We start from the raw sequence: 13,024 nt of genomic DNA on the forward strand, positions 1-13,024 counted from the left end.
GCCCGTCACTTGGCCCCGCGCTTCGCCAGGAAGGCCTCGACCTCGGCGCGGACCTCCGGGGTGTCCAGGCCGCGGACCGTCATCGTGGTGCGCCGGCGCAGCACGTCGTCCGCGGTGTACGCCCACTCGTGGTCGGCCGCGTAGGCGACCTGCGCCCAGACGTCCGGGCCGTCCTCGTGGATCGGCCGGCCGAGCTCCGGGTTCTCGTCGATCATCCGGGCGATGTCGAAGGACAGCGTGCCGTAGTGGCCGGCCAGGTGCTTGGCGACCAGCGGCTCCATCCGCGAGCCCGGCTCGCGGTCGATCAGCAGGCGGTGCGCGACGGCGTTCGGCGCGCCGACGCCCGGCAGCGGGACGGTCGGGGCGATCGGGGACATGTCCTCGCCGAGCGAGGTGCCGGGCACGTGCGCCAGCTTCTCCAGCACGGTGCGGCCGATGTGGCGGTAGGTGGTCCACTTGCCGCCGGCGACCGACAGCATGCCGCCCTTGCCCTCGGTGACGACCGTCTCGCGCTTGGCCGCGGCGGTGTCGCCCGGGCCGCCGGGCAGCACCCGCAGGCCGGCGAAGGTGTAGGTGATCAGGTCGCGGTCGAGGTGCTCGTCGCGGATCGCGTGGGCGGCCTCGCCGAGGATCTGGTCGACGTCCGCCTCGGTGGCCCGGACGTCCTTCGGGTCGCCGGTGTACTCCTCGTCGGTGGTGCCGAGCAGGACGTGATCCTCCCACGGGATGGCGAAGGAGACGCGGTACTTGTCGATCGGGATGGTCAGCGCGGCGCGCCACGGGGAGCGGCGCTTGACCACCACGTGGGCGCCCTTGGAGAGCCGGATCGACGGCGCGGCGCCGGCGTCCTCCATCCGGCGCAGGTGGTCCACCCACGGACCGGTGGCGTTCAGCACCAGCCGGGCGTCGACGCCGAACTCGGTGCCGTCCATGCGGTCCTTCAGCTCGGCGCCGGTGACCCGGCCGCCGGTGAAGCGCAGGCCGGTGACCTCGGCGTGGTTGAGCACGACCGCGCCGGCCTCGACGGCGGCGCGCACGGTCATCACCGCGACGCGCGAGTCGTTCATCTGGTGGTCGCCGTAGACGGCCACCGAGCGCAGGCCCTCGGTGCGCAGCGCGGGCACCTGCTGGGCGGCGTGCGCGGCGGTGGAGACCCGGCCCATGCCGTCGCGGAAGGCGGAGAGCGCCGAGTACAGGAACACGCCGGCGCCGAGCTTGGGCGCGCTGTGCGGGCCGCCCTTGTAGACCGGCACGAAGAAGGTCAGCGGGTTGACCAGGTGCGGGGCGACGTCGGTGGAGAGCGCGCGGCGCTCCTTGTGGTTCTCGGCGACCAGCTTGACCGCGCCGGTCTGCAGGTAGCGCAGACCGCCGTGGACCAGCTTGGAGGAGGCGCTGGAGGTGGCGCCGGCGAAGTCCCCGGCGTCGACCATGGCGACCTTCAGGCCGGCCTGGGACGCGGTCCAGGCGACGGCGGTGCCGAGGATTCCGCCCCCGATCACCAGCAGGTCGTAGGTGGCCTTGCCGAGCAGCTCACGGGTCTCGGCGCGGGAGGCGGTGCGGCCGGCGGTCAGCTCGGCGCCCAGGGTCGGAATGGTTGCCATGGTGTGTGTACGGCGCGCGGGTCGGGCGGCGCCGTTACTCCTCTCGGTGTGCGTACGGCCCCTGCGGAGAGGCCGGTCGGCCCGGTGCGGCGGGCCGGTGAAACGGGAGCGGGCCGGCCGGGGCGTGTGCCCCGACCGGCTTCGCGGTCAGTTGGTCTCCTCCTCCTCCACCCAGCCCATGGTGCGCTCGACGGCCTTGAGCCACTTCTTGTACTCGCGCTCCCGGGTGGCCTCGTCCATCCGCGGGGTCCACTCGGCGGCGCGGTGCCAGTTGGCCCGCAGGGTGTCGAGGTCGCTCCAGAAGCCGACCGCCAGGCCGGCCGCGTAGGCGGCGCCCAGGGCGGTGGTCTCGGCCACGTACGGGCGCTCGACCGGGGCGTCCAGGACGTCGGCGATGTTCTGCATGAGCAGGTTGTTGCTGGTCATGCCGCCGTCGACCTTGAGGGCGGTGAGCTCGACCCCGGAGTCCTTCTGCATGGCGTCGACGACCTCGCGGGTCTGCCAGGCGGTGGCCTCCAGGACGGCCCGGGCCAGGTGGCCCTTGGTGACGTACCGGGTGAGGCCGGCGATCACCCCGCGGGCGTCGGAGCGCCAGTACGGGGCGAACAGGCCGGAGAAGGCCGGGACGAAGTAGGCGCCGCCGTTGTCCTCGACGGTGTTGGCCAGGGTCTCGATCTCGGCGGCGGTGGAGATGATGCCGAGCTGGTCGCGCAGCCACTGGACCAGCGAGCCGGTGACGGCGATCGAGCCCTCCAGGGCGTAGACCGGCTTCTGGTCGCCGATCCGGTAGCCGACCGTGGTCAGCAGGCCGTGGTAGGAGTTGACGATCTTCTCGCCGGTGTTGAGCAGCAGGAAGGTGCCGGTGCCGTAGGTGGACTTGGCCTCGCCCTCGTCGAAGCAGGTCTGGCCGAACAGTGCGGCCTGCTGGTCGCCGAGCGCGGAGGCGACCGGCACGCCCGCCAGGTCGCCGACGGCCTCGCCGTACACCTCGGCGGAGGAGCGGATCTCCGGCAGGACGGCCATCGGCACGCCCATCGACTCGGCGATCTTCTCGTCCCACTGCAGGGTGTGCAGGTTCATCAGCATGGTGCGGCTGGCGTTGGTCACGTCGGTGACGTGCTTCCCGCCGTCGACACCGCCGGTGAGGTTCCAGATGACCCAGGTGTCCATGGTGCCGAAGAGGATGTCGCCGGCCTCGGCGCGCTCGCGCAGGCCCTCGACGTTGTCCAGCAGCCAGCGGATCTTCGGGCCGGCGAAGTAGCTGGCCAGCGGCAGGCCGGTCTCGCGGCGGAAGCGGTCCTGGCCGACGTTGCGGCCCAGCTCGCGGCAGAGGCCCTCGGTGCGGGTGTCCTGCCACACCAGCGCGTTGTGCACCGGCTCGCCGGTGTGCCGGTCCCACAGGACGGTGGTCTCGCGCTGGTTGGTGATGCCGATGGCGCGGATGTCGTCCTTGGTCAGACCGGCCTTCTCCAGCGCACCGCGGACGACCGACTGCACCCGGGTCCAGATCTCGGCGGCGTCGTGCTCGACGTAGCCGGGCTGGGGGAAGATCTGCCGGTGCTCCTGCTGGTCGACGGCGACGATGCGGCCGTCGGCGCCGAAGACGATGCAGCGGCTGGAGGTGGTGCCCTGGTCGATCGCGGCGATGTAGGTGCCAGTGGAGGTCATGAGGGTCCTCGGCTCGAAAAGGTGTGACGGGGGAGGGTGGGCCTGACTCTCAGGTCAGTCCCCGGGTCCGGGCGGGGTGGAAACCCGGGCGGTCAGAACGCGACGTGGTACAGGCCGCCGGCCAGCAGGCCGCCGATGACCGGGCCGGCCACCGGGATCCAGGCGTAGGACCAGTCCGAACCGCCCTTGTTCGGGATCGGCAGCAGCGAGTGGACGATGCGCGGGCCGAGGTCGCGGACCGGGTTGATGGCGTACCCGGTCGGGCCGCCGAGGGACAGGCCGATGCCGACGACGGTGAAGGCGACGATCAGGATGCCGGTGCCGGACAGGCCGAGGCCCTTGGTCAGGCCCTGGGTGAGGATGGCCAGGGCGAGCACGAAGGTGCCGATGATCTCGGTGAGCAGGTTCTGGACCGGGTTCCGGATCTCGGGGCCGGTCGAGAAGATGCCGAGGGTGGGCTCCTGGTTGGCCTGGAACTGGCCGAGGTAGGTGAGCCAGACCAGGACGGCGCCGATCATCGCGCCGACCAGCTGGGAGACGACGTAGAGCGGGACCTTGCTCCAGTCGCCGCTGTCCACGGCGATGGCCAGGGTGACGGCCGGGTTCAGGTGGGCGCCGGACTTCGGGGCCGACATGTAGGCGGCGATCATCACCGCGAAGCCCCAGCCGAAGGTGATCGCCAGCCAGCCGGCGTTCAGCGCCTTCGACTTCTTGAGCGTCACGGCGGCGCAGACGCCACCGCCGAGGAGTATCAGCGCGGCGGTGCCGAGGGTTTCGCCGACGAAGATGTCGCCGTTGGAGAACGCGGACACAAAGACTCCCTTGTCCATATGGCCCGGAGGTGCGGGTGAGGGCAGGGGCCGGGCGATCGCTGGGCGGGTGAGCGCCTTGTGGGAGTGATCTGCACGGCCATCGTTCGACAATGTCGACCGTCATGCGGAAGCTTCCTCCCCGGGTCGCCCTCCCGTCAAGGCCGGGTTACGCAGCTGTGACCCTCGGCTCGCCGTGCTACCCGGTGTCATGGGATGGATCATCGGAATTTCGGACAAAACGGTAAGGCGCGGACGGGCATTTCGCCCGTCCGCGCCTCAGCGTGAACGTCTCGCAGGCCGCCGCCGGGGTGCCGGCGGGGTGTCGGGGGCCGGGGCCCGCCGCTCAGAACCGCCCGGCGCCCAGGTCCCGGGAGATCGCGCGGGCCGCGCTGCGCACCGACGCGACCAGCGAGGGCTTCACGAAGCCGTCCTCGCAGACCCGCTCGACCGCGCCGCTGATGCAGACCGCGCCCACCGGGTTGCGCCGCCGGTCCTGGATCAGCGCGCCGATCGAGGCCACGCCCTCCCAGGTCTCCTCCACCGAGTCCGCCCAGCCGCGCTCGCGGGTCAGCGCCGCCTCGGCGTCCACGTCCACCGCCTCGGTCAGCGTCCGCGCGGTGTACGGCTCGAACGGGCCCCCGCCCAGCTCGCCGCGCGCCACCGGGTCGTAGGCCAGCAGCACCTTGCCCATCGCGGTCGAGTGCAGCGGCTGCATCGAGCCGACCTCCAGCACCTGGCGGGTGTCGTCCGGGCGGAAGACGTGGTGCACGATCAGCACCCCGCGCTGGTGCAGCACCCCCAGGTAGACGGTCTCCCCGGCCGCCCTGGCCAGGTCGTCGGCCCACACCAGGGCCCGCGCCCGCAGCTCGTGGACGTCCAGGTAGCTCTGGCCGAGCCGCAGCAGTTCGGCGCCCAGCTGGTACTTCCCGCTCTCCGGGTCCTGCTCCACGAAGCCCTCCTGCTGGAGGGTGCGCAGGATGCCGTGCGCGGTGCCCTTGGCCAGGTCCAGCGCCGTCGCGACCTCCGAAAGGCCGAGGCGGCGCTCACCGCCGGCCAGCAGGCGCATGATCGCGGCGGCCCGGGAGAGCGACTGGATCGGGCCGGGCATGGGTACCTCCGCGCTGACAGGCGGTCGACATTGTCGACCGCAGTGGTAACGGCACGAGTCTGCCAGGCCGTCCCCGGTCCGTGCACCTTCCCCCTCGGTAACCTCGCCCCGGCGGGCCGGTCGTGTGCCCCCGCACGGCTCGCGCGCCCGGGTCCGGTCAGGCTAGCTTGACGCCGTGTCGGCCGTGCCGGCCGCGTCGCCGGTGGCGGCCGCCACCGCCGCGGCCACCGCCCGGACGCCCTCCGGCCCGACCCGGCAGCAGCCGCCCACCAGCCGCGCCCCGTCCGCCAGCCACCCGGCCGCCTTCGCCGCCGTGAAGGTCGGCTCGCCGCACCACGCCCCGGCCGCCGCGTCCCAGCCCTCGCCGCTGTTCGGGTACGCCACCACCGGCTTGCCGGACACCCGCGCCGCCAGGCCCACCGCCCGGTCCGCCTCCTCCGGCGTGCAGCAGTTCACCCCCACCGCCACCACCTCGTCCGCCTCCGCCGCCAGCGCGAACGCCTCCGCCAGCGGCTGCCCGGCCCGGGTCAGCCCGCCCGCCGCGCCGAACGACAGCCAGGCCGGCACCCCCAGCCCCCGCACCGCCCGCAGCAGCACCCGCGCCTCCTCGACGTCCGGCACCGTCTCCAGCGCCAGCACGTCCGGGCCCGCCGCCGCCAGCACCTCCAGCCGCGGCCGGTGGAACGCCTCCAGCTCGGCCGCCGTCAGCCCGTACCGGCCCCGGTACTCCGAGCCGTCCGCCAGCACCGCCCCGTACGGCCCCACCGACGCCGCCACCCACCGGCGCGGCCCCGGCAGCCCGCGCGCCGCCTCCCGCGCCAGCTCCACGCTGAGCGCCAGCAGCCGCGCCGCCCCGTCCCGGCCGATCCCGCGCCGCGCGAAGCCGGCGAAGCCCGCCTGGTAGCTCGCCGAGATCGCGACCCGCGCGCCCGCCGCGAAGTACGCCCGGTGCGCCGCCAGCACCGCCTCCGGCGCGTCCGCCAGCAGCCGCGCCGACCACAGCTCGTCCGACAGGTCGAACCCGCCCGCCGCCAGCCGCTCGGAGAGCCCGCCGTCCAGCACCAGCGGCCCGGCCGCCAGCGCGGCGGCGAAGTCCGGTGCGCCGGGTGCTCCCATCGCGGCCTCCTCGGATGAACGTCCTGGTCACAGCCTAGAACCGGGGCCGGGGGAGTGGCCGGAAAAGGATTTGCCGCACAGTCAAACGATCGCTACGTTGTGCTCAATCCGAGAAGGACGACGGCCGGAAGGCGCCGGAAGGAGAGGAGCACGCCCATGGACCCCACCGAGCGGGAGTGGCTCGCCTCCTACGACCCGCGCGCCTACACCCCGGTCGCCGTCACGGTCGACGTCGTCGCCCTCACCCTGCGCCAGGGCCGCCTGCACGTCCTGCTCGTCGAGCGCGCCCTCCCGCCCTACCAGGGCCGCTGGGCACTGCCCGGCGGCTTCCTGCGGGCCGGCGAGGAGAGCCTCGACGAGGCCGCCGCCCGCGAGTTCGCCGAGGAGACCGGGCTGCACGGCGGCGTCGAGGCCGAGGCCGCGCTCAGCCGGATCCACCTCGAACAGCTCGGCAGCTACGGCGCACCCGACCGCGACCCGCGGATGCACGTGGTCTCCGTCGCCTACCTCGCCTTCGCACCGGACCTGCCCGACCCGCAGGCCGGCACCGACGCGGCCCACGCCGCCTGGCACCCCGTCACCGCCCTCGACCTCCGGCCCACCGGCCGGTCCGAGACCGCCGGTGCGCCCGCCGACACCCACGGGGGTGGCGTCGACGGGCGCACCGGCTCCACCGAGCCCTGCGCCGGCGCCGGACCGTGCGAGGCCACCGGGCCGTGCGGTCCCGGCGAGCTCACACCCATCGAGCTCGCCTTCGACCACGCCCGGATCCTCACCGACGGCCTCGACCGTGCCCGCGCCAAGATCGAGTACAGCCCGCTGGCCACCGCCTTCCTCCACCACGACTTCACCATCCCCGAGCTGCGCGCCGTCTACGAGGCCGTCTGGGACGAGAAGCTCCACCCCGGCAACTTCCACCGCAAGGTGCTCTCCGTCCCCGGCTTCGTCGAGGGCACCGGCACCACCACCGACCGCGGCGGCCCCCGCGGCGGCCCCCGCGCCCGCACCTACCACGCCGGAGACGCCCGCCTCCTCCACCCGGCCCTGCTCCGCCCCGCCCGCAGCGACCCGTCACCGGACGGCGATCCGCCACCGGATCCGGTGACCCCCGCCCCGGCCCCGCCCGCCCGCACTACCATCCGGCCATGACGACTTACGAGACCGGCACGGTGCGCCACCAGGCCAACTCCCACTGCCACTTCTGCGGCACCCCCTACCCGCCCGGCACCTCCGCCTGGCCCCGGACCTGCCCCCGCTGCACCGAGATCAGCTACCGCAACCCGCTGCCCGTCGTCGTCACCCTCCTCCCGGTCACCGACGCCCCCGGCACCGACCCCGGCCTCGTCGTGATCCGCCGCACCATCGAACCCGGCTACGGCGAACTCGCCCTCCCCGGCGGCTACATCGACTACGGCGAGAGCTGGCAGCAGGCCTGCGTGCGCGAACTGCGCGAGGAGACCGGCATCCTCGCCGACGCCGTGGACATCACCCTGGTCGCCACCGACTCCGACACCCACGGCGGCTTCCTCTGCCTCTTCGGCCTGCTCCCCGCCCGCCCGCTCGCCGTCCTCCCGCCCTCCGTCCCCACCGACGAGACCGACGGCTGGCAACTCGCCACCCCCGAGACGCCACTCGCCTTCCCCTTCCACACCCGTGTCTCCCGCTCCTGGTTCAACGGCGAGTTCACCCGTCTCTGACCAGGCAACGCGGTCGCGGTCCGACCGGCCGGGCAGACCCTGGCGCACCGGCCGATCACATGGCAGGGTCTGCAGCGACAGCCCCCAACCGGACGCGGGCCCTGCCACAAGCACCCCCGTCCGCCCTCATCACCGGCCGGGAGACCACCACCGTGAGCACCCCAACCCAGGACCAGCCGCTCTGGCGCCCCAATCCCGCGCGTGCCGCCGGCACCGGGATCGTGGCCTTCCAGGCCTGGGCCGCCGAGCACCACGGCGCCCCGGCCGCCCCGCTCGCCCCCACCACCGACGACGACCAGGCCGCCGCCCGCTACGCCGCCCTGCATGCCTGGTCGGTCGAGGACCTCGACCGCTTCTGGACCGCCGTCACCCAGTGGTTCGACGTCCGCTTCACCGAGGCCCCCGACGCCGTCCTCGCCGACCCCGCGATGCCCGGCGCCCGCTGGTTCCCCGGCGCCCGCCTCAACTACGCCGAGCACGCCCTGCGCGCCGGCGAGACCCCGGCCAACGCCGACCGCCCCGCGATCCTCCACCTCGACGAGACCACCGACGAGCCCCTCGTCCTCACCTGGGCCGAACTCCGCCGCCAGGTCGGCTCCCTCGCCGCCGCCCTCCGCGCCCGGGGCGTGCGCCCCGGCGACCGGGTCGGCGCCTACCTGCCCAACATCCCGCAGGCTGCCGTCGCCCTCCTCGCCACCGCCGCCGTCGGCGCCGTCTGGACCAGCTGCGCCCCCGACTTCGGCGCCCGCAGCGTCCTCGACCGCCTCCAGCAGATCGAGCCCGTCGTCCTCTTCGCCGTCGACGGCTACCACTACGGCGGCAAGGACCACGACCGCACCGGGGTCGTCGACGAACTCCGCCGCGAACTCCCCTCGCTGCGCACCGTCGTGCACGTCCCCCTGCTCGGCGCCCCCGCCCCCGAGGGAGCGCTCACCTGGGACGACCTGGTCGCCGCCGACACCGCGCCGGTCTTCGAGCCGGTCCCCTTCGACCACCCGCTCTGGGTCCTCTACTCCTCCGGCACCACCGGCCTGCCCAAGGCCATCGTGCAGAGCCAGGGCGGCATCCTCGTCGAACACCTCAAGCAGGCCGGCCTCCACCTCGACCTCGGCCCCGACGACCGCTTCCTCTGGTACACCTCCACCGGCTGGATGATGTGGAACTTCCTCATCGCCGGCCTCCTCACCGGGTCCACGATCGTCACCTACGACGGCAGCCCCGGCCACCCCGACACCGGCGCCTTCTGGTCCGTCGCCGCCCGCACCGGTGCCACCGTGCTCGGCACCTCCGCCGCCTACGTCATCGCCAGCCGCAAGGCGGGCCTGCACCCCGGCCGCGACCTCGACCTCTCCGCCGTCCGCTGCATGGGCACCACCGGCTCCCCGCTGCCCCCCGACGGCTTCCGCTGGATCTACGACGAGGTCAAGGAGGACGTCTGGCTCGCCTCCGTCAGCGGCGGCACCGACGTCTGCTCCTGCTTCGTCGGCGGCGTCCCCACCCTCCCGGTCCACCTCGGCGAGATCCAGGCCCCCTGCCTCGGCGCCGCCGTCGAGTCCTGGGACGTCAACGGCCGCCCGCACACCGGCGAGGTCGGCGAACTCGTCGTCACCAAGCCCATCCCCTCGATGCCCACCGGCTTCTGGAACGACCCCGAGGGCGCCCGGTACCACGACAGCTACTTCGACACGTACCCCGGCATCTGGCGCCACGGCGACTGGATCACCGTCACCTCCCGGGGCACCGTCGTCATCCACGGCCGCTCCGACTCCACCCTCAACCGCCAGGGCGTCCGGATGGGTTCCTCGGACATCTACGAGGTCGTCGAACGCCTCCCCGAGATCGCCGAGTCCCTGGTCATCGGCCTCGAAGAGCCCGACGGCGGCTACTGGATGCCGCTCTTCGTCGTCCTCACCCCCGGCGCCGAACTCGACGACGACCTCATCGGCCGCATCCGCACCTCGCTGCGCACCGAGCTCTCCCCGCGCCACGTCCCCGACGAGGTCATCGCCGTCCGCGGCCTGCCGCACACCCTGACCGGCAAGCGCATCGAGGTCCCGGTCAAGCGCCTGCTCTCCGGCACTCCGCTCGACCAGGCCGTCAACCCCGGCTCGGTCGACAACCTCGACCACCTCCGCTGGTTCGAGCAGCTCCGCCGCGACCGCGCGGCCGCCGCCGAGTAGCAGCCGCCCGGGCAGCAGCGGGCCCAGCCGCCCGGACAGACCGGAGGGGCCCTTCCACAGCCACAGTGGAAGGGCCCCTCCTGGTGTTCTCCGGCGATCGCCGGACGGCTACTCGCCCGACAGCACCTGCTGCGCCGCGGCCCGCGCCTCGTCGGCGCTGTCCGCCGCGCGCGCCGCCTCGGCGGCCCGGCGGCACTGCGCCAGGGTGTACTTGGCCAGCGCGGTCCGCACATAGGGGATCGACGCCGCGCCCATCGACAGGCTGGTGACACCGATACCGGTCAGCACCACGGCCAGCAGCGGGTCGGCGGCGGCCTCGCCGCAGACGCCGCAGCTCTTGCCCTCGGCCTGCGCGGCCTCGGCGGCGGCCGCGATCAGGTCCAGCAGCGCCGGCTGCCACGGGTCCTGGAGCCGGGCCAGGGCACCGACCTGGCGGTCGGCGGCGAAGGTGTACTGGGCGAGGTCGTTGGTGCCCAGCGACAGGAACTCGACCTCCTGGAGGATCGAGCGCGCCCGCAGCGCGGCCGACGGGATCTCCACCATCGCACCGAACTTGGCGCTCAGACCGGCCTGGCGACACGCCTCGGCGAACTCCTTGGCGTCCTTGCGGTCGGCCACCATCGGGGCCATCACCTCAAGGTGCACCGGCAGGCCCTCGGCTGCCTTGGCCAGCGCCCGCAGCTGGGTCCGCAGCACCTCGGGGTGCTCCAGCAGGGTGCGCAGACCGCGCACGCCCAGTGCCGGGTTGGGCTCGTCGGCCGGGGTCAGGAAGTCCAGCGGCTTGTCCGCGCCCGCGTCGAGCACCCGGACGACGACCCGGTTCTCCGGGAACGCCTCCAGCACCTTGCGGTACGCCTCGACCTGCTTCTCCTCGCTGGGCGCCTGAGCGGAGTCGTCCAGGAAGAGGAACTCGGTGCGGAACAGCCCGACGCCCTCGGCGCCCGCCTCCAGCGCGGCCGGCAGGTCGCCCGGACCGCCGACGTTGGCCAGCAGCGGCACCTTGTGGCCGTCCGAGGTCGCACCCGGGCCGGAGGAGGAGGCGAGCGCCGCCTTGCGCTCGGCGGCGATCCGGCGCAGCTCCTCCTTCTTCTCCTCGCCCGGCTCGACCAGCACATCACCGGAGCTGCCGTCCACGGCGACGACGGTGCCCTCGGCGACATCGGTGGCCCCCGGCAGCGCGACCACGGCCGGCACGCCCATGGCCCGCGCCAGGATGGCGCTGTGGCTGGTCGGCCCGCCCTCCTCGGTCACGAAGCCGAGCACCAGCGTCGGGTCCAGCAGCGCGGTGTCGGCCGGCGCCAGGTCCCGGGCGAACAGCACGTACGGCTCGTCGCTGTCCGGCACACCCGGCATCGGCACACCCAGCAGCCGCGCCACGATGCGGTTGCGCACGTCGTCCAGGTCGGCGACCCGGCCCGCCAGGTACTCCCCGGCGGAGGCGAGCAGCGCCCGGTAGGCGGCGAAGGCGTCGTAGACGGCGCGCTCGGCGCTGCTGCCGACCGCGATCCGACGGGCGACGTCGGCCATCAGCTCCGGGTCCTGCGCCATCAGCGCCTGGGCCTCCAGCACGGCCTGGGCCTCGCCGCCGGCCAGGTTGCCGCGGGCGATCAGGTCCGCGGCCACCGCCTCGACGGCCGCCTGGGCACGGGCCTGCTCGCGCGGAGCGTCCTCGGTCGGGATCTGGGTGGCCGGCGGCTCCAGCACCGCCGTCCCCATGTGCCGCACCTGGCCGATCGCGACCCCGTGGCTGACACCCACGCCGCGCAGCGTCTTCTCCATGTCTGTCTCCGTGAGAGAGGCGGCCCCGCCGGGTACCGCTGTGTGCCGGGCCGCCCCGACCGGGCGGTGGGGCGGTGTGTCGGAAAAGAGGGGAGGGGTCAGCTCCAGTCGAACAGGGCGTCGCCGACGGCGACCTCCCCGCTCTCCAGGAGCGAGCCCAGCGCCTCGGCCGAGGCCTCCAGCGCGACGATCGGCGAGATCGGCGACTTGCCGGCGGCCTCGACGGCGGCCGGGTCCCACTTGATGACGGCCTGGCCGCGGGTGACGGTGTCGCCCTTGCTGACGAGCAGTTCGAAACCCTCGCCGTTGAGCTGGACGGTGTCGATGCCCAGGTGGGTCAGCACACCGTGCCCGTCCGCGTCGACGACGACGAACGCGTGCGGGTGCATGGACACGACCACGCCGTCCACCGGGGCAACGGCCTCGGTCTGCTCGCGCACCGGGTCGATCGCGGTGCCGGGGCCGACCATCGCGCCCGAGAACACGGGGTCCGGCACGCCGGCGAGCCCGACGACCTTGCCGGTAAGCGGCGACGTCACAGTGGTCATGGTTGAGCCTCCCAAGTGCGCAGTACAGGCAAGCGGCCGCGAACGCGGCAGGGCGATCGACTGAAGCCTAAATCATGTCAACTTCGGACATCTGCTGACATTCCCGGGCAGTCGGCGGTGCCGTCCAGCCTCACCGGCCGGTCATCTCGCCGACTGCTAGTGGTCTAGTCCTCTTGGCCGATGCGCCGCACTCTACAGGCATCTTGGCGAATCGGGACCATTGCTGTATATGCTCGCGAGAGCAACAAATCACGCGTCCGAGCGGGTGACCCCTCGGCGTGGCCGATTCGCGCTCCGGCCGGGGACCCGCTATGGTTGGTCGAGTCGCCGCGAGTCGGCGGTTAACACCAGATTTCGGACGCGAAAAGCGCCGGTTAATCACCGGAAAACGGATCTGGTAAGCTGGAAACACGAAAGAATGAAGCGCCCGGAGGGCCGGTGTGAAAGCCGCCTGAAGGAAGCGTCCGTTCCTTGAGAACTCAACAGCGTGCCAAAAGTCAACGCCAGATATGTTG

At 73.3% G+C, this 13,024-nt stretch carries 10 protein-coding genes; 3 read left to right on the forward strand and 7 right to left on the reverse strand.

Annotated elements, in window-relative coordinates; translation table 11 throughout:
- Positions 1-5: 5 nt before the first annotated feature.
- The 5 genes from ACFZBX_RS32105 to mmuM all read right to left on the reverse strand — a co-directional run bounded on the left by ACFZBX_RS32105 (position 6) and on the right by mmuM (position 6,305).
- Positions 6-1,601: a glycerol-3-phosphate dehydrogenase/oxidase gene (locus tag ACFZBX_RS32105; protein ID WP_350555359.1), complete on the reverse strand. Its 1,596-nt coding sequence runs from the start codon at positions 1,599-1,601 to the stop codon at positions 6-8.
- A 147-nt stretch (positions 1,602-1,748) separates the two neighbouring features.
- Complete coding sequence (glpK, locus tag ACFZBX_RS32110) at positions 1,749-3,269, reverse strand: glycerol kinase GlpK (protein ID WP_391537315.1); 1,521 nt, start codon at positions 3,267-3,269, stop codon at positions 1,749-1,751.
- 92 nt (positions 3,270-3,361) lie between these two features.
- The gene (locus tag ACFZBX_RS32115; RefSeq protein ID WP_391537316.1) at positions 3,362-4,081 is read right to left on the reverse strand and encodes an MIP/aquaporin family protein; all 720 of its coding nucleotides are present in this window, start codon (positions 4,079-4,081) and stop codon (positions 3,362-3,364) included.
- Positions 4,082-4,424: 343 nt separating this feature from the next.
- Positions 4,425-5,189, reverse strand: a complete 765-nt coding sequence (locus ACFZBX_RS32120) for an IclR family transcriptional regulator (RefSeq protein ID WP_391537317.1) — start codon at positions 5,187-5,189, stop codon at positions 4,425-4,427.
- A gap of 162 nt (positions 5,190-5,351) precedes the next feature.
- Positions 5,352-6,305: a homocysteine S-methyltransferase gene (mmuM, locus tag ACFZBX_RS32125; RefSeq protein ID WP_391537318.1), complete on the reverse strand. Its 954-nt coding sequence runs from the start codon at positions 6,303-6,305 to the stop codon at positions 5,352-5,354.
- 156 nt (positions 6,306-6,461) lie between these two features.
- Here mmuM and ACFZBX_RS32130 point away from each other — a divergent pair, with 156 nt between their 5' ends.
- The 3 genes from ACFZBX_RS32130 (at position 6,462) to ACFZBX_RS32140 (ending at position 10,182) form a co-directional block, all read left to right on the forward strand.
- Positions 6,462-7,454, forward strand: a complete 993-nt coding sequence (locus tag ACFZBX_RS32130; RefSeq protein ID WP_391537319.1) for an NUDIX domain-containing protein — start codon at positions 6,462-6,464, stop codon at positions 7,452-7,454.
- Positions 7,451-8,002: an NUDIX domain-containing protein gene (locus ACFZBX_RS32135; RefSeq protein WP_391537320.1), complete on the forward strand. Its 552-nt coding sequence runs from the start codon at positions 7,451-7,453 to the stop codon at positions 8,000-8,002. The genes ACFZBX_RS32130 and ACFZBX_RS32135 overlap by 4 nt, the downstream gene beginning before the upstream one ends.
- A 152-nt stretch (positions 8,003-8,154) precedes the next feature.
- Positions 8,155-10,182, forward strand: coding sequence for an acetoacetate--CoA ligase (locus ACFZBX_RS32140; RefSeq protein WP_391537321.1), 2,028 nt, complete (start codon positions 8,155-8,157; stop codon positions 10,180-10,182).
- Positions 10,183-10,290: 108 nt separating this feature from the next.
- On the opposite strand, the gene ptsP is transcribed toward ACFZBX_RS32140, so the two are convergent.
- A complete protein-coding gene (gene ptsP / locus ACFZBX_RS32145; RefSeq protein WP_391537322.1) occupies positions 10,291-11,961 on the reverse strand; it encodes a phosphoenolpyruvate--protein phosphotransferase in 1,671 nt (556 codons plus the stop codon).
- A 98-nt stretch (positions 11,962-12,059) separates the two neighbouring features.
- Positions 12,060-12,509: a PTS glucose transporter subunit IIA gene (locus tag ACFZBX_RS32150; RefSeq protein WP_391537323.1), complete on the reverse strand. Its 450-nt coding sequence runs from the start codon at positions 12,507-12,509 to the stop codon at positions 12,060-12,062.
- Positions 12,510-13,024 lie beyond the last annotated feature (515 nt).

This window comes from Kitasatospora sp. NPDC008115 (genome assembly GCF_042957205.1).
Lineage (GTDB): Bacteria > Actinomycetota > Actinomycetes > Streptomycetales > Streptomycetaceae > Kitasatospora.